This is a genomic window from Orbus sasakiae, from assembly GCF_039542345.1.
GTDB classification, from domain to species: domain Bacteria; phylum Pseudomonadota; class Gammaproteobacteria; order Enterobacterales; family Orbaceae; genus Orbus; species Orbus sasakiae.
Genome location: NZ_BAABHY010000001.1, coordinates 1,343,584 through 1,361,151 on the forward strand (window position 1 = coordinate 1,343,584; position 17,568 = coordinate 1,361,151).

General features: G+C 36.8%; 20 protein-coding genes. 12 read left to right on the forward strand and 8 right to left on the reverse strand.

Features of this window, described 5'->3' with window-relative positions; genetic code table 11:
* Positions 1–1,314, reverse strand: a complete 1,314-nt coding sequence (locus ABEA36_RS05855) for a DUF2868 domain-containing protein (RefSeq protein ID WP_345489786.1) — start codon at positions 1,312–1,314, stop codon at positions 1–3.
* A gap of 142 nt (positions 1,315–1,456) precedes the next feature.
* Complete coding sequence (zapB, locus tag ABEA36_RS05860; RefSeq protein ID WP_345489788.1) at positions 1,457–1,702, reverse strand: cell division protein ZapB; 246 nt, start codon at positions 1,700–1,702, stop codon at positions 1,457–1,459.
* A 98-nt stretch (positions 1,703–1,800) separates the two neighbouring features.
* On the opposite strand from zapB, the gene tpiA reads away from it, so the two are divergent.
* A complete protein-coding gene (gene tpiA, locus ABEA36_RS05865) occupies positions 1,801–2,565 on the forward strand; it encodes a triose-phosphate isomerase (protein ID WP_345489790.1) in 765 nt (254 codons plus the stop codon).
* Between the two features lie 142 nt (positions 2,566–2,707).
* Here the strand turns inward: tpiA and ABEA36_RS05870 are convergent, their stop codons facing one another.
* Positions 2,708–2,923 carry a helix-turn-helix domain-containing protein gene (locus ABEA36_RS05870; protein WP_345489793.1) on the reverse strand — a complete coding sequence of 72 codons (216 nt, stop codon included), beginning with the start codon at positions 2,921–2,923 and terminating at the stop codon, positions 2,708–2,710.
* Between the two features lie 190 nt (positions 2,924–3,113).
* Here ABEA36_RS05870 and ABEA36_RS05875 point away from each other — a divergent pair, with 190 nt between their 5' ends.
* From ABEA36_RS05875 to ABEA36_RS05910, 8 genes are all read left to right on the forward strand, one after another.
* Positions 3,114–3,806, forward strand: a complete 693-nt coding sequence (locus tag ABEA36_RS05875; RefSeq protein WP_345489796.1) for a LexA family transcriptional regulator — start codon at positions 3,114–3,116, stop codon at positions 3,804–3,806.
* Between the two features lie 132 nt (positions 3,807–3,938).
* Positions 3,939–5,099: a tRNA 2-thiouridine(34) synthase MnmA gene (gene mnmA, locus ABEA36_RS05880; protein ID WP_345489798.1), complete on the forward strand. Its 1,161-nt coding sequence runs from the start codon at positions 3,939–3,941 to the stop codon at positions 5,097–5,099.
* Position 5,100: 1 nt separating this feature from the next.
* The gene (hflD, locus tag ABEA36_RS05885) at positions 5,101–5,745 is read left to right on the forward strand and encodes a high frequency lysogenization protein HflD (protein WP_345489800.1); all 645 of its coding nucleotides are present in this window, start codon (positions 5,101–5,103) and stop codon (positions 5,743–5,745) included.
* A 48-nt stretch (positions 5,746–5,793) separates the two neighbouring features.
* Positions 5,794–7,161, forward strand: a complete 1,368-nt coding sequence (purB, locus tag ABEA36_RS05890) for an adenylosuccinate lyase (protein ID WP_345489802.1) — start codon at positions 5,794–5,796, stop codon at positions 7,159–7,161.
* Positions 7,162–7,173: 12 nt separating this feature from the next.
* Positions 7,174–8,097: a hydroxymethylbilane synthase gene (gene hemC, locus ABEA36_RS05895; RefSeq protein ID WP_345489804.1), complete on the forward strand. Its 924-nt coding sequence runs from the start codon at positions 7,174–7,176 to the stop codon at positions 8,095–8,097.
* A gap of 9 nt (positions 8,098–8,106) precedes the next feature.
* On the forward strand, positions 8,107–8,847 hold the full coding sequence (locus ABEA36_RS05900) for a uroporphyrinogen-III synthase (protein ID WP_345489807.1): 741 nt from the start codon (positions 8,107–8,109) through the stop codon (positions 8,845–8,847).
* Positions 8,848–8,872: 25 nt separating this feature from the next.
* Positions 8,873–10,384, forward strand: a complete 1,512-nt coding sequence (locus tag ABEA36_RS05905) for a uroporphyrinogen-III C-methyltransferase (RefSeq protein WP_345489809.1) — start codon at positions 8,873–8,875, stop codon at positions 10,382–10,384.
* An 8-nt stretch (positions 10,385–10,392) separates the two neighbouring features.
* Positions 10,393–11,235: a heme biosynthesis HemY N-terminal domain-containing protein gene (locus tag ABEA36_RS05910; RefSeq protein WP_345489811.1), complete on the forward strand. Its 843-nt coding sequence runs from the start codon at positions 10,393–10,395 to the stop codon at positions 11,233–11,235.
* A gap of 59 nt (positions 11,236–11,294) precedes the next feature.
* On the opposite strand, the gene gdhA is transcribed toward ABEA36_RS05910, so the two are convergent.
* The 3 genes from gdhA to ABEA36_RS05925 all read right to left on the reverse strand — a co-directional run bounded on the left by gdhA (position 11,295) and on the right by ABEA36_RS05925 (position 13,829).
* Positions 11,295–12,644: an NADP-specific glutamate dehydrogenase gene (gdhA, locus tag ABEA36_RS05915; protein ID WP_345489813.1), complete on the reverse strand. Its 1,350-nt coding sequence runs from the start codon at positions 12,642–12,644 to the stop codon at positions 11,295–11,297.
* Between the two features lie 169 nt (positions 12,645–12,813).
* Entirely contained in the window at positions 12,814–13,143 is a 330-nt protein-coding gene (locus ABEA36_RS05920; RefSeq protein ID WP_345489815.1) for an AzlD domain-containing protein, read from the reverse strand.
* Positions 13,134–13,829 carry an AzlC family ABC transporter permease gene (locus ABEA36_RS05925; protein WP_345489817.1) on the reverse strand — a complete coding sequence of 232 codons (696 nt, stop codon included), beginning with the start codon at positions 13,827–13,829 and terminating at the stop codon, positions 13,134–13,136. Before ABEA36_RS05925 ends, ABEA36_RS05920 begins: the two co-directional genes overlap by 10 nt.
* Before the next feature lie 241 nt (positions 13,830–14,070).
* On the opposite strand from ABEA36_RS05925, the gene ABEA36_RS05930 reads away from it, so the two are divergent.
* From ABEA36_RS05930 to ABEA36_RS05940, 3 genes are all read left to right on the forward strand, one after another.
* On the forward strand, positions 14,071–14,991 hold the full coding sequence (locus ABEA36_RS05930) for an L-lactate dehydrogenase (protein WP_345489819.1): 921 nt from the start codon (positions 14,071–14,073) through the stop codon (positions 14,989–14,991).
* 190 nt (positions 14,992–15,181) lie between these two features.
* Positions 15,182–16,405: a DEAD/DEAH box helicase gene (locus tag ABEA36_RS05935; protein ID WP_345489822.1), complete on the forward strand. Its 1,224-nt coding sequence runs from the start codon at positions 15,182–15,184 to the stop codon at positions 16,403–16,405.
* Positions 16,406–16,442: 37 nt separating this feature from the next.
* The gene (locus ABEA36_RS05940; protein WP_425571857.1) at positions 16,443–16,778 is read left to right on the forward strand and encodes a YggL family protein; all 336 of its coding nucleotides are present in this window, start codon (positions 16,443–16,445) and stop codon (positions 16,776–16,778) included.
* 56 nt (positions 16,779–16,834) lie between these two features.
* Here the strand turns inward: ABEA36_RS05940 and ABEA36_RS05945 are convergent, their stop codons facing one another.
* Both ABEA36_RS05945 and luxS read right to left on the reverse strand, forming a co-directional pair.
* Positions 16,835–17,023 (reverse strand): 2-hydroxymuconate tautomerase, encoded by a 189-nt coding sequence (locus tag ABEA36_RS05945; protein ID WP_345489824.1) that lies wholly within the window; start codon positions 17,021–17,023, stop codon positions 16,835–16,837.
* Positions 17,024–17,035: 12 nt separating this feature from the next.
* Positions 17,036–17,551: an S-ribosylhomocysteine lyase gene (luxS, locus tag ABEA36_RS05950; RefSeq protein WP_345489825.1), complete on the reverse strand. Its 516-nt coding sequence runs from the start codon at positions 17,549–17,551 to the stop codon at positions 17,036–17,038.
* Positions 17,552–17,568 lie beyond the last annotated feature (17 nt).

The following is a 17,568-nucleotide window of genomic DNA, read 5'->3' on the forward strand; positions in this document are numbered from 1 at the left end:
CTATTCCAATAACCATGTGCTATCGGCTTGTTCAATATTCAGTTTTTGTAAACTCTCTAGCCAATTATTATACTGACGACCTTGATTAATAAACCACACTTTAGTTTGCGTTGATTTTTTCATTAAGCCATTGATTAAGTTAATCATCCCCCGATCAGGCGAACGATTTGTATCTATTGCGATTAATAACTTTTCCGCAGGATTTTGCTGTAAAAAATCAAGTGTATTGCTGCGTTGTTCACTATTATTTAATAAACCTAAAAACGCGATTTGTGCAGGTGCTAACCAACTATTTTCAACATCGATTGCAACTAACCATTTTTTATGGCCGATAACATGTGAAAACGGTTCAAAAGCAGTACCGAAATGTCGATCATCGCGTTCTTTATCCGTGATTGATTTTAACGGTATTGGTTCGAGATCATGAATTAACCGCTGATATTCAGGGTGTTGTGTATTTAGTGAAATGCGTTGACAAGCCACGACCCACTTTAACCAACAAAAAATCAGAAGCATCACACGGACAGCAATACCATAGACAATAAAGATGCCTAATAACCAAACCGCCCAAGCTGAACGAATCTCGCCATTGGACAAAGCCTGTTCACTCGAACGAATCATATCAGCATTGGGTAATGAAAAACCAAGTAAAGACGGTATTTCACCTAATAAACGCGTAATTGAAATAATCGCATCAGCACTTAATAATGTTGTTTGCCACTCAAAACTATAATGTTTAGACGATAATAGTATCACTAAGACCACTAATGCAGAAAACAATATCACGGACCAAAATAGATTAACAATTAATCCGATTAACCAACGAATTTGTTTACCAAATAACGTAATAAAAGCGGGTAATAATTGGCTTATTGTTGTTTTGCGTGATAATTTTTTAGCAAGCCAAAGCCATGCATGAATGAAAATGCTTCCACTTTCATTGGGTAAAAAAAGACAAGAAATACCCCATAAACATAATGTCACAAAATGGACACCTAGTAGGCATAACAATGCCCAGTACAAATTAACGGGATTTTGAGCAAGCGCACTGAAAGCCAGCCCTGCACCAGTAAATAATGAGATGATACATAAAATAATCATCGACACTTTTACTGAGTTTAACCAGTCCGATTGTGCCTCTTTCAAACCATTACGATCACTGATTACCATAGCGCGTTGAATGATACGGTCAGATAAATCGCCATCAATTGAACTTGCTTGGCGATTAGCATCTTCATCACTAAAACGGCCACTCTCTTTTTCAATTAGCCGAACGGTTTCGGTTAGCCATAATGATTTTAAGTATTGATTCATTTATTCTCTTTTCTTAATAACGCAATAAAATCGCCTATTTGAACGATTAAAATAAGGATAATCATAATCTTATTTTTTCATCAGATAAACTAAAAAAAGGGCTAATATGCCCTTTTTTATCATCACATCAATAAATTATTGTTTATTGAGATATTTCACCAATTTTATTCAATAACATTGAAATACGGTCTTGCCAAACAGCTTGCTCTTGTTTTAAGGCTTCATTTTCTTTACGAACAAGTTCAACTTCATCAGATTCTTCACTGATTAAAAGTTCTAACTCTTGGTTTTTCTGTTGTAATGACGCGATTTCTTGCTGTAATAGTTGAATAGTATTAACAGTTTGTTGAATTTTTGTTTCTAATTGATTTAGTATTTCTAAAGACATATTGATCCTCAATAACAATTATTTGTGTATAATGTTCTATATTATAGCGAATTCATTTTAAATCTACACTCAATTAAACGTAATTATTGGAGAAAATTATGCGTAAACCTCTCGTTATGGGAAACTGGAAACTTAATGGTAGTAAAGCAATGGCTTTAGATTTAGTAACTGGCTTAAACAAAGAACTTGCTGGTGTTGAAGGCTGTGATGTTGCAATTGCCCCTCCTGTTGTTTATCTTGATTATGTACAAAAGTTATTAGCTGACTCTAATATTATTTTAGGCGCACAAAATGTCGATACACATTTATCTGGTGCTTATACGGGTGATATTTCAGCAGATATGTTAAAAGAAGTGGGTGCTACCCATATTATTATCGGCCACTCAGAGCGTCGTACTTATCATAAAGAGTGTGATAAATTTATTGCCCAAAAATTCGCGATCCTAAAAGAACGTGGCCTAACACCGGTATTATGTATTGGTGAAACTGAAGCAGAAAATGAAGCAGGTCAAACGCAAGCCGTATGCGCAAAACAAATTGATGCTGTCATTGAGCTATTAGGAATTAAAGCATTCAATAATACCGTGATTGCTTATGAACCAGTATGGGCAATTGGTACAGGGAAATCTGCGACGCCAGCTCAAGCACAAGCCGTTCATAAATTTATTCGTGATCATCTTGCAAAACTTGATGCCGATGTTGCTAAACAAGTCATCATTCAATATGGTGGTTCAGTTAACGATAAAAATGCAGCAGAGTTATTTACTCAACCGGATATTGATGGAGCATTAGTTGGTGGTGCGTCATTAAAAGCGGATGCATTTGCCGTTATTGTTAAAGCAGCAGCGAAAGCTAAAAAATAAGTGAGTATAAAATAAAATGACTTACTTTAGTGTTGAATAACAAAGTAAGTCATTTAAAAAAATAGATTATTTCAAAGACTAAAGTCAGTTGAGTAATCTATTTTAATTGGGGAAAAGTGTGTTTTAAGAAATAGTCGAACGACTATTTTTTATAGCGAGTAGGCCAAATTTTTTCTACTGGTACATTCAAATACTCTGAAATAATTTTTTCATATTTCGGGCAATGACGATATAACGCATTCCTTAAAGTATCAGCTTGTAAGCCATTAGAACGTGATAACTCACGTAAACTTCCGCCACGAATTTTGATTTCCCCCACAACTCTTGAAGGTAACCAGTCTTGATCTTGTACTCTCATTATGAGATCCTCTTATAGATATAGTTAAGATTATCGGTGTAAAACCTGTATAATGCACTTATGCATTAATTTAGGTTGAAAGAATAACACATAAAAAAACGAATTTAAACAAAAAAGTACATATTTTTTTGAAAAAAATATATAAATATACTTATATAAGTTTAAAATAAGTGAAAATAAGAAGGTGACAATGAAGGATATTGAAAATCAAAAACTGCTGACAGACACTGGAATTATTGAATTTAAGGACAGGCTAGCACTCGCACAAGAAGGAATGTCTGGGAACGCTTTTGCGAAGAAAGTAGGTATGTCCGAAGCTGTCATTAGAGACTATCTATCAGGGAAAACGTACCCTTCATTAAATCGTTTAGCACTAATAGCTAAAAAATGTGATGTGCCGATAGAATGGTTAGCAACTGGAAAAGGAGAATGTAGACTCTCCTCGAACAATGATCTGCAAAAAATTATTTATATTCCAGCCTATCAACGTCATTCTGCCAAATCACAAATCGATGATAATAAAGGGGTAAAAAACTCGGTTATCGATTCATTGCCATTTGATTTAAGTTGCTTAAAGTATCACGAATTTAAGATAGAAGATCTTTATGTGTATTGGGCAAAAGGTGATTCAATGTCGCCAACTATTTCAGATAATGACACGTTAGTATTAAACACTGCAAATGTGACACCATTTGATGGTTACATTTATATTATTCAATATGGTGACTCACTTAGCGTCAAACGAATACAAAATCATGGTAAATATTTCTTATTATTGTCTGATAATGAAAAATACCCTTCTATTCAAATTGATAAAGCCTGTTCTGAAAATGACTTTAAAATTATTGGGCGCGTTATTTGTATATTGAAAGATCTTTCCTAGTTTCCCTGCAATAACCATTTACAGAGCTGATTTGTAAATGGTTATCATATTTTTTGCCGTAAAAGATTATTGCTCTCTCCTCATTTGTGATAAAATCGCCCCCAAATATACGTTTTACAGTTCGATATAATTATGTCACTAAATAAAAATACGCATTCAAAAAATTCAACCATTAAAGTCATTGTTGGCATGTCTGGTGGAGTGGACTCTTCAGTCTCAGCCTATTTATTACAACAACAAGGTTATGATGTTGTTGGTTTATTTATGAAAAACTGGGAAGAAGACGATGACGAAGAATATTGTTCAGCAGCGACCGATCTGGCTGATGCAAAAGCAGTATGTGATAAACTGGGTATAAAACTCCTAACCATCAATTTTGCAGCCGAATATTGGGACAATGTATTTGAACACTTTCTTGCCGAATATAAAGCAGGAAGAACACCAAACCCAGATATTTTATGTAATAAAGAGATCAAGTTTAAAGCATTTTTAGAGTATGCCGCTGAAGATCTTGGTGCCGATTATATTGCAACAGGTCATTACGTTCGTCGACGAGAAAACCAGGGTAAATTTGAATTGCTTCGTGGTGTTGACAACAATAAAGATCAAAGTTATTTCCTTTATACATTAAGTGAACAGCAAATCAGTAAAAGCTTATTCCCTGTTGGTGAACTTGAAAAACCGCAAGTACGGGAAATCGCACAAAAATTATACTTAATTACGGCAGCAAAAAAAGACTCAACAGGAATCTGCTTTATTGGTGAACGTAAATTTCGAGATTTTTTAGCTCGTTATTTACCCGCTCAAGCAGGTTTAATTCGTACTGTCGATGGTGAAATAATTGGTGAACACCAAGGGCTAATGTACCACACACTGGGTCAACGAAAAGGATTAGGAATTGGTGGGTTAAAAAATGCTGACGAAACGCCTTGGTATGTTGTTGACAAAGATACTGAAAAAAATGAATTAATTGTCGCTCAAGGTCATGACCATCCTGCGCTCTTTTCTGGTGGGCTAATTGCAGGCCAATTACATTGGGTCTCACGTCACACGCTGACTGAACCATTAAAATGTACGGTCAAAACACGATACCGCCAACATGACATCCATTGTATTATTGAGCCAATCAATGCTGATCAAATCAGTGTGATTTTTGATGAGCCCGTAGCCGCAGTAACCCCTGGACAATCGGCTGTCTTTTATCAAGGTGAAGTGTGTCTTGGTGGCGGCATTATTGAAGAACGAATTTTGCGTCAATGTGAACCGATGTTGTCAACAAACAAAGAGAGTTAGTATGAGTAATAAATATTATCATATCGCGATAGCCTTAGGTGGTGTTTGTCAAAGTGCCATGTTAGTTCCACAACTGGCTAATTCTGGACAATGTAGTACCGCTTTATATGATACATCATTAAAAAGTATTTTTAATACTGCTCCCAACTCGACAGCTGATGTATTTGATGGTGCAGAAAATATTAAAATTGGATTACAATTTTTAACGCAACTCTTTAGCAATAATCAACCTGAAAAAGTTGAAATTATGCGTTATGTGTTTGGATCACTCGGCGTGACACATAAGCTTATTAAAAATAATGATGCATTAGGTAAAATATCACACCGTCTCGATCGCATACAATCACTGTATACCGATATTAATGCTCAAACATTTGAAAATCACCGCGATGAACTCTCCTATTCGTTAGCCGGTATCTATTCGGATATTATTAGCCCATTGACAACAAAAATTAAAGTCACGGGTAAAATTGAATACTTGCAAAATACATTAGTTCAAGCAAAAGTTCGCTCAGCACTTTTTGGGAGCGTAAGAGCAGCAACCCTTTGGTATCAAGTTGGGGGAAGCCGTATGCAGTTCTTATTTTCGCGTAAAAGCATTATTAATGCGGCAAACGAGATTTTGCAACAAATAAATCATGATTAATTATTTAACTATCTTATAGACGTTTCACTAAACACACGGAGCAAAATGATGGAATTATCTGCACTTACCGCCCTATCCCCTATTGATGGTCGTTATGGTGATAAAACAAAAGAACTAAGACCTATCTTTAGTGAATTTGGATTATTGAAATATCGCGTTCAAGTTGAGATAAAATGGTTGCAAAAATTATCAAATTGTCACCATATTGCAGAAGTGCCTCAGTTTGATGAACAAACTCACCAACTTCTTGATAATATTATGCGTCACTTTAGTGAAGAAGATGCACTGCGTATTAAAACCATTGAAAAAACAACTAATCATGATGTAAAAGCAGTCGAATATTTTCTTAAAGAAAAAATTGCAGGTAATAGCGTTTTAGAATCCGTATCAGAATTTATTCATTTTGCTTGTACATCAGAAGATATTAATAATTTGTCATATTCATTAATGCTAAAAGATGCGCGTGAAACCATTATTTTGCCTTACTGGACAAAATTAATTAATGAATTAAAGGCAAAAGCCAAACAATACCAAGATATCCCTCTCTTATCGCGTACCCATGGTCAACCAGCAACACCGTCAACGATTGGTAAAGAGTTTGCGAATGTGGTTTATCGATTGGAACGTCAATTAAAACAACTCCAATCGATTGAGATTTTAGGTAAAATTAATGGCGCAACAGGCAACTATAATGCACACATTGTTGCTTATCCGGATGTTGATTGGTATCAATTTAGCCAAGAGTTTGTCACTTCATTAGGTTTAATCTGGAATCCTTATACAACTCAAATTGAACCGCATGACTACATTGCAGAATTTTTTGATTGCGTTGCACGATTTAACACGATTATTATCGATTTAGATCGTGATATCTGGGGTTATATTGCGTTGAATCATTTTAAACAGAAAACCATTGCAGGTGAAATTGGTTCATCAACAATGCCACACAAAGTCAACCCAATTGACTTTGAAAACTCAGAAGGAAATTTGGGCTTAGCAAATGCAGTGATGCAACATTTAGCCAGCAAATTACCGGTTTCAAGATGGCAACGCGATCTAACCGATTCTACCGTTTTACGTAACTTAGGTGTGGGTATTGGCTACGCCCTTATTGCTTATCAAGCGACATTAAAAGGTATCAGTAAGTTAGAGGTCAATGAACAACATTTGCGTGATGAATTGGATCACAATTGGGAAGTACTAGCCGAGCCAATTCAAACGGTAATGCGTCGTTATGGCATTGAAAAACCTTATGAAAAATTAAAAGAATTAACTCGTGGTAAACGTGTTGATGGTAAAGGCATGCAGCAATTTATTGATAGTTTAGCATTACCTGAACATGAAAAAACCCGTTTAAAACAACTAACGCCAGCAAATTATATTGGTTATGCTGTCGAATTTGTTAAAAAAATATAATAAGGATAAGTTGTGCAAGTTCAGACTTTAAAAATTGCTACCCGTAAAAGCCCTTTAGCCCTTTGGCAGGCAAACTATGTTAAAGCGCAATTAATGTTACATCACCCGCAACTCGCCGTTGAACTCGTTCCGATGGTGACACAAGGTGATGTTTTACTCGATAGTCCTTTATCGAAAATAGGTGGCAAAGGATTGTTTGTTAAACAATTGGAACTTGCATTACTGAATCATGAGGCCGATATTGCTGTCCATTCGATTAAAGATATCCCTGCAGAATTTCCACAGGGATTAGCATTAACCACAATTTGTAAACGAGACGATGTGCGCGATGCATTTGTATCAAATCGATACACTGACTTAGCACAACTACCTGCTAATGCGGTGGTCGGTACATCGAGCTTACGCCGTCAGTGCCAACTCAAAGCTCACTACCCACATCTAGTGGTTAAAGATTTACGTGGTAACGTAGGTTCACGTTTGGCTAAATTAGATAATGGTGAGTATGATGCGATTATTTTAGCCGCAGTAGGTTTAAAACGCCTTGAGCTACAAGAACGTATTAAACAAGCTATCCCCATTGAAATCATGTTACCTGCTGTTGGTCAGGGCGCAGTTGGTATAGAAAGCCGTGAAAATGATCATATAATTAATCAATTATTAAAACCGTTAGATGATCAACACACGCGTTACTGTATTACTGCTGAACGTGCAATGAATCATCATTTACAAGGCGGTTGTCAAGTTCCTATTGCTTGTTATTCGAAGTTGGAAAACACTAGACTTAACTTGCAGGGCTTAGTGGGGAGTTTAGATGGCAAAACAATAATTACTGCCAATGTCACAGGCGATCAACAACAAGCATCTGAATTAGGGATTAAGCTTGCCCAGCAGCTGCTTGAACAAGGTGCAGAAAAAATACTCAATCAAATTAGATAGGTTAACATTATGATTATTGTGACACGTCCTTCCCCCTACGGAGAACAACTCACACAATTATGTCAACAAGCAAACCTACCCGCCCGCCACCTGCCCTTTTTTAATATCCTAAAAGGGGCTGATTTGAATCAGCTACAACATCATCTTCAACGGCTAAATCACGGTGATGTTGTCATTGTGGTATCTCCGCAAGTGGGTCTTATGATTCAGTCACACGCTCAACAGATGATTTTCCCTGATAATGTAGACTATTTTGCAGTGGGCCAAAAAACAGCACAGCAGTTTGCGCAAATTTGCCAGCAACCGGTTGGTTATCCACCTCAAAGTGAAAATAGCGAAGGTTTGCTCGAGCACTTTGCTCATTTTAATATGCAGTTTGCTCAGCGCCAAGTGTTAATTTTATGTGGCGATATTGGGCGAACAAAGCTCACTGATACATTAACCGCACAAGGGGCTTTGGTTAAAAACATTCATTGTTATCAACGTCAGCTCATTGATTATCCTGTGTCAGTTTTTGAAGAACACACTCATTATCTATTTGTTATCACAAGTGTAGAACATCTATTACAATTAGATAAATACTGTACCGATAAGCAAAAGCGCGGTTGTGACATGATTGTTAGTAGCTCACGCATCTACGATCAGGCTAAATCACTCAACTGGCAACGTATTCACTTAGTAACTAACGCAAATAATCAAAATTTGTTTAAAACAATTGCGACTCTATGTCATAATGCAACAATAATATAACAACGAGTTAGGTAACCGATTAATCATGTCGACCAAAAATACAGTGCCATCATCGCTTCGATATCTTAGCGCCAATGCGACGTTATCAAATATTTGCGTTACTGTATTTACTGAATCGGATTCCCATCAACACTTAACTGAACAAAAAAGTATACCATCTAATTCTTCACCTATTGGTCATTACCCACAATCTGAAAAAGTGAAACAGGATATGAAAGAAAATAAAGAAACCCCAGTGCAGCCTAAAGCAACACAAAAAGATAAAAATGATAATGCTAAAAGGCCAACTACACCACTCACGAAAACACCTATTTCGAAATTGTCGATTGTCGCAATTGGCTTAACGCTTTGTTTAGGTGGTTTTACTTATTTCCATGGCCATCAACAAGCAATTACGCAAAAAGCAACCATTGAACAGTTACAATCTGAAATTAATACATTAAAAGACACGTTACAACAAACTATCACCGATGATATCAAGGTGCATGTAGCTCAAGCAGTTGATACACAAAATAAACAGTTAAATAGTCTTCAACAACAAGTCAGTAGCCAGTTAACCAATCAAGCTAAAGCGCAAGAGCAATTTATCAATAAAGTTGACGACAGCATCAAAGTATCAGAACAAAATATTGTGAATTTTAATGAGCGATTATCGGCTATGTCGACAACAGATAATAATATTTGGCTAATTTCACAGGCAAATTATTTAGTCAACTTAGCTGGGCGTAAAATCTGGAATGACCAAGATTATACGACAGCAAGATTATTATTAAAAAATGCAGATACGAGCTTGGCACAAGCCAATGATCCAAGTCTCTTACCAGCAAGACATGCCATCAATAAAGACATATCTGCACTTGCTGCAATCAGCTTTACCGATTTTGATGGCATTATCATGACATTAATGAATTTAGTTGATTCAGTCACAGAATTACCGCTCGTTGATCACTATAAAGAAATTGACCTTGCCCTCATTGAACACGATGATAGCATAACCGAGCATCCGACTGAAGGTGATGACAATAACCTCGTCACGGATAGTGCTAAATCATCACAACCCGTTGATACACAAGCGCCATCTTCATCAATTTCAGATTGGTACGAAAATTTAACCAAATCATCTGCTTCGTTTTTTGCAAAATTTATCCAAGTGGAAAAATATGACAGCTTTGGTGAATGTATTGCCAATGCTGGACAAGATGCAGCGTTGTTAGAAAAATGTCAGGCTCATACTGCGGTCATTATGCCAGAGCAAGCCCTCTATTTAAGAGAAAACATTAAACTAAGACTGCTTATTGCTGCGCAAGCTGTACCAAGACACCAAGAACTCATTTACCAACGTGCACTTAATGATGTATCGGTTTGGGCAAATGCTTATTTTGATAGTCATGCATCAAGCGTTAAAGCTTTTTTAGATGAATTGAATAATTTGCAACAACAATCAATTAGTAATCAAAATGTACCACAACAGCTTAGTAGCCGTGATGAACTTGATAAACTAATGCAAACCCGCGTTCGCGCAATGCTAGCTAATTAGGAGCAATCATGTTACGAATTTTGATTATTTTCTTAGTGCTAGTTGGTGGTATGATTATCGGGCCAATACTTGCTAATCATCAGGGCATCGTACTTTTTCAAGTATCTGGTTATCGAATCACCATGAGTTTAACTACTTTTATCTTAGTTGAGTTTGTACTAATCCTCTTATTGTGTCTGATCTATTGGATTGTTAAACATATTTTTTATTCTAAAACAGCTTTTGGAAGTTGGTTACGTTCATTATCACCAATAAAGTCAGCAAAACGTATTGAACAAGCACAATGGTTTTTACTTGAAGGTGATTATAAAAAAGCAAGCAAGTTACTATCGAAAAGTGCTAAAAATGCCAATAATAGTGCACTCACTTTTTTACAAGCGGCTCAAGCTGAAATCAACCATAACCAATTTGATGCCGCGAGAGAACATCTCGATGAAGCTGCTAAACTGTGTAAAGACAAAGAGATTTTTGCATTTAAATTGGTTCAATTGCGTTTACAAATTAAAAGCCAACAGTATGATCTTGCAAGAAGTAATGTTGAAAAGTTATTAGAAGAAAAACCTCGCAATCCTGAAGTGTTACGTTTAGCCGATCAGCTGTATTATGAAACAAAAGATTTTCAAGCCATCATTGATATTCTACCTGCGATGTATAAATCACAAGCATTTGATGAAGCTCAATTGGATCGATTTAAAGATGTTGCATATGTTGGTAGAATCAAACAACTGGCTGACCACCAAGGCATTGATAAAATGATAGCATGGTGGAAAGAACAACCAAAAGTCATCCGTAAAAATCCGATATATCAGGGTACAGTTGAAGTTTATCATGATAATTTATTATCAAAATAGACATAAGTATTAAAAAAACCACCTATAAGGTGGTTTTTTCTTTTCAATGTGTGTTACAGCTACAAAATTCCTTGCCCTAACATGGCATCAGCAACTTTAACAAAACCTGCAATATTTGCACCATTAATATAATTAATATTTTTGTTTTGTTTCTGCTGACCGTATTGTACGCATGCAGCATGGATGGCAAGCATGATATGATTTAGTTTACTATCAACTTCATCAGCAGTCCAAGCCAAACGCATCGCATTTTGAGCCATTTCTAAACCAGATGTTGCGACACCACCAGCATTGGCTGCCTTGCCTGGGGCAAATAAAACGTTCGCTGCGATAAACGCGGCGGTTGCTTCAAGTGTTGTTGGCATATTTGCACCTTCCCCCACGGCAATAACACCATTTTTGATAAGATTTTTAGCGTCATCAAGTGTTAATTCATTTTGAGTTGCGCACGGTAAGGCAACATCCATTTTGATATGCCATGGTTTTTTTGCCGGCTCAAAAGGTAAGTTAAAGGCTTTTGCATACGATTCAATGCGGCCGTACTCAATATTTTTGATCTGTTTTAAACGATCCAACTTTTCAGTAGTAAAACCATCTTTATCATACACCGTACCTTGTGAATCAGATACAGTTACCACTTTTGCACCTAGTTGTAGACATTTTTCAATAGTATATTGTGCAACGTTTCCTGAACCCGACACACCAACAATAAGCCCTTCTATCGATTTACCGTGTTGTTTTAGCATTGCTTCAACAAAATAAACAAGCCCATATCCCGTTGCTTCCGGACGAATTAAACTACCACCAAAGGCCAAACCTTTCCCCGTAAAAACACACGACGACGTGTTGGTCAGTTTTTTCATCATTCCCGCCATAAAACCGACTTCACGCCCTCCAACACCAATATCGCCTGCTGGTACATCAGTATCAGCGCCAATATGGCGATACAATTCTGTGACTAATGCCTGACAAAAACGCATCACTTCACTATGGCTTTTACCTTTCGGATCAAAATCACTCCCACCTTTTCCGCCACCCATCGGTAAAGTGGTTAACGCATTTTTAAAGGTCTGCTCAAATCCTAGGAACTTGAGTATTGAAAGATTGACCGAAGGGTGGAAACGCATCCCCCCTTTAAATGGACCAATCGCTGAATTAAATTGTACTCGCCACGCGCGATTTACTTGGACTTGACCTTTATCATCAACCCAGGTAACGCGAAATTGAATCACTCTTTCCGGTTCAGTCAAGCGTTCTAGCAGACCGTCCTGAGTATACTTTGGATTTTTTTCTAAGAATGGCCAGAGTGATGTTAAAACTTCATGGACAGCTTGTAAAAACTCGGGTTGCTGTGGATCACGCTTTTTTAAGATCGTAACGAATTGATCAACAGATGAATATTGACGCATAATTTATCCTTAATCGCATTGTGATATGATTTGAAGTGAATTTATACAAATATAGCACTAATTGTATTCACAAAGAATAAGGTCATCATAAAAATTATCATGATGAATATTGCTACTCAATAATCGCCGTGTATAGCCAATCAAGCAGCGCTATACACGATGTTGCAATTTAGTATAAAAAATAACGAATGGCTGACATTGAAATGATTCCTGCAATCACAATCCACATCAAATTTTTAGTGATAACAGCAACTAAAATAGTTGGTATTGAAGCATACAGGTACTCATAATTAATTTGTGGTAATTGCCCTTCTCGTGCAATCAATAAACTTTGCACAAACAGTGCTGTCAAAATACATAAGGGTACATAGGTTAAAAACCGTAGTACAATATCAGGAATGCGAATTTTACGCACTAAGACAAAAGGAATAACTCGCGGCAACCAAGTGACCAATCCGCACCCTAAGATAATTAGCAAACTGTATACTGTTATTTCCATTTTTCAATCACCACACCCAATAAACATCCTAATAGCGTTGCAATTAACAATGCCAGTTCTGCTGATACAAACTTCATTAAAAAGATTAATAATACTGATACAGTTAACATAACCAGCAACATGTGACGTTTTGTTTTACTTGTATCGCCGATTAACTGTAAGTAGAGTAAACCAATAAACATGGCGACTAATGCATAATCTAAACCAAATTGCCGTGGGTCTGGAAACCAATTACCCATCACCGCGCCAAGTAAACACGATAAAATCCATGCAAGATAGGCTGTTAAATTCAAGCCATGCATCCATTGTGCATTCACCGGCACTTTCTTTGCAACAGCTGTCATGGTAACAGCAAAGGTTTCATCAGTCAGTAAGCTACCAATGCCAAGATTGTTTAGCATTGAAAATTTTTTAAAATAAGGGGCAGTGGCCATGCCCATCAAAAAATGACGTGAATTCACTAAGAATACTGTAAAAATAATTGCTGACACCGGCGTTGCAATTAACATCAATCCAGCAATGATAAACTGCGCTGCGCCAGCATAAACGATGATTGCTAATAATGTCACTTCTAAAATACTTAGATTAGATGCTCGCCCAATAACTCCTGCGGCTATCCCGATGCCAATGTAACCAAGTAATGTTGGCACACAATCAATGACACCATTTTTAAAAGTCAAACTCATAACATAATTCAATTCGATAACGTTTCGGGGACAATATCATACCCAATAATTTAGCGAAATGCGATGTATCAGACAGTGCATTTTTCGTTATTTTTTTATCATAACCTATGATTATAGTGTAAAAATAGTTAAATACTCACTCCGTTTGAATGTTGAAAATGCAGCACAAATTAGGTAACAAAGTTAATTTAATGCGTTTATGCTATAGCACATAGCAATCCAATTAGCTTGAGGTGTCCAGATGAAACTACGTAAAATTATGATTATTGGTGTAGGAAATGTTGGTTCTACAACTGCTTATACCTTAATTAATCGTGGGTTTTGTGAAGAAATTGCATTGGTTGATTTAAATAAAGAGCTCGTCTACGGCCATCAACAGGATTTACTTGATGCTGCGGCCTATCGACAAAATATGATCAAAGTTAGTTTGCGTGAAGCAACAGACTGTGCTGATATTGATATCGCAATTATTTGTGTTACCGCAGGTATCGCACAAAAATCCAGAGAAGAAGAGCTTGCAGGTACATCAAAAATTGTTTCTTCGATTATTCCAGGTATGATGAAAAATGGCTTTAAGGGGATTTTCTTAATAGCAACTAATCCCTGTGATGCCATCACCTACCAAGTCTGGAAACTCTCCGGATTGCCTCGACATCGCGTGATTGGTACTGGCGTTTGGCTAGATACCATGCGTTTACGTCGAATATTAGGCGAAACGATGGATATCGGTCCTCAAAGTATTGATGCATTTATTGTCGGTGAGCATGGTGATTCTCAATTTCCTGTTTGGTCACACTCTTCAGTATATGGTATTAATCTTAATCATCTCGAAAAACGTCAAATTGATTTTGACCAATTGGGTGATAAAGCTCGGAAAATGGGCTTTGAAATTGCTAGCCGTAAACACTGTACAGAATATGGAATTAGTAGCACTATCGCTGAAATTTGCCAACAAATTTTAACCAATAGTCATCGAGCATTAGCATTATCTTGTATATTAGATGGTGAGTATGGCTATCAAAATGTGGCAATTGGTGTACCAGCGATACTTGATCAGCACGGTATAAAAAAAATTATTGAGCTTGATTTTAATGATAAAGAACAGCAATTATTTACTCATTCCATTCATATTGTCAAAAACTACATTAAGCAACTACCATAGAATAAAAGCCTCTTCGTTTAAGAGGCTTTTTTATAATAAAACCGACCAATAACGTGGCGTAGGAACCAAGTATTTTAGCGATAAACAGAACAATAATGCGAATTGTGTTTAAATACTTAAGTAAATAATACGTAATTGCTCTATAATGCCTGTGAAATATTTATTTTTTTGTTATATCAGGGATAATTTCATGTCATTCGATCTTCTTGGTCTAAACGCCGAGATCTTAAAAGCAGTTCAAGAACAAAACTTTACTGAACCAACGCCTATTCAACAGCAAGCTATTCCGGTGGTTCTATCTGGTAAAGATTTAATGGCCAGTGCGCAAACCGGTACGGGAAAAACCGCTGGCTTTGTCTTGCCTATTTTACAGCAGTTAACAGAATTACAAACCAAAACAGCTAGTTATTCATCAGCGCATAAAGGTAAACGACCGTTATACGCGTTAATTTTAGCCCCGACTCGTGAACTTGCGGCACAAATTGGTGACAATATTCGTGACTATAGTCGCTATTTACCTATACGATCATTGGTCGTGTTTGGCGGCGTTAGTATTAACCCGCAAATGATGAAATTACGAGGAGGCGTTGATATTCTGGTTGCCACGCCTGGTCGTTTGCTGGATTTAGTGCAAAAAAATGCCTTGGACTTAACCACCGTAAAAGTGCTTGTTCTTGATGAAGCTGACCGTATGTTGGATATGGGCTTTATTCATGATATTCGTCGTGTTATTGCAAAGCTCCCTAAAAAGCGCCAGAACTTAATGTTTTCTGCAACATTCTCTGATGAAATTACGCAATTAGCAAAATCTATTCTGCATTCACCACAATCAATAGCAGTTGCAAAAGTGAATAGTGCCTCAGAGCAAATTACACAATATGTGCATCGCGTCGATAAAAGTCGTAAACGTGAACTGTTATCTTATTTGATCGGTAAAGATCGTTGGCAACAAGTCTTGATTTTTACGCGAACAAAATATGGTGCCAACCATTTAGCTGAGCAACTGACTAAAGATGGCATAAAAGCCTCAGCAATTCATGGTAATAAAAGTCAGGGAGCACGGACAAAAGCCCTTGCCGATTTTAAATCAGGTCAAATAACGGCATTAGTTGCGACGGATATTGCAGCGCGTGGATTAGATATTGAACAACTCCCCTATGTGGTGAATTATGATTTACCGCATGTGGCTGAAGATTATGTCCACCGTATTGGTCGTACAGGACGAGCCCAAAATAAAGGTCAAGCAATCTCATTGGTATGTGTTGATGAATTACCACAACTTAAAGCAATCGAAAAATTACTAAAAGCACCGATTCCTGAAATGACAACAGCCGGTTTTACCGTCAATCCAAGTATAAAAGCAACCCCTGCTAAAAAAATAGCACAACGTCCGAAGAAAAAAGTGCTAAAATAACCCCGTATTAACGATATAAATTGAAAAGGATACTATTATGGCTAATCGTAGTCGTCGTTTAAGAAAAAAATTACATATTGAAGAATTTAAAGAGTTAGGTTTTACCGTAAGCTGGTCATTTGCTGAAGGCACTGATGAAGTAAAATTAGATGAGGTGGTTGATCAATTTATTCGTGAAGCAATTGTACCAAATGGTTTAGCTTACGAAGGAAGTGGTTACTTAAATTGGCAAGGTATTGTTTGTACACAACAGTTAGGTAATTGTACTGAAGAACATCGTAAAATTGTGACAGATTGGTTATCAAGCCATGGACTTAACAATGTTAAAGTTGGTCAGCTTATCGATATCTGGTGGGATGAATTAGACTTCTAATTAGCATGAATCAATAGAGAAACATTCCAAAGAATGTTTCTCATATTTTTAAACCATCAATCTTTATCGCACCGAAGTACACCACCATTAGCAAGCTGATCTTTTGCGATTTCATGCATAATAATTTGCACCGCTTCTGGCTTACAATTTAAGGTTTCAACAATCGCTTGAGTCACGCGTTTTGCCATTTCTCTTTTTTGTTCTACACTTCTACCTTCTAAAAAATCGATTACAACGTTTGGCATTTTATTCTCCAATCAACGGTTAATTTTAGCAATATCGTCATCAGATAATACAATATCACTGTTGTGACAGACACCAATTTTAGCGTCAATCACAGCTTTAGCAATCGCTTTCGCTTCATCCAATGAATGCATCTGATATGAACCACATTGATATTCATTAAGTTCAGGAATATCTCGTTGTGATTGAACATGTAAAATATCATGCATCGCCGCTAACCAGCTATCCGCAACTCGAGTTTCTGCTGGTTCACCAATTAAGCTCATATAAAATCCGGTTCGACACCCCATTGGCGAAATATCGATAATTTCAACATCGTTAGCGTTTAAATGATCGCGCATAAACCCAGCAAATAAGTGTTCTAACGTGTGAATACCTTTTTCTGGTAGTTGGGCTTTATTTGGTACAGTAAAACGTAAATCAAATACAGTAATCGTGTCACCTTTTGGCGTTTGCATAATTTTAGCAACGCGTACAAAAGGCGCATGCATTTTCGTATGATCAACTTTAAAACTATCAAGTAATGGCATAATATCTTCCTTATTAA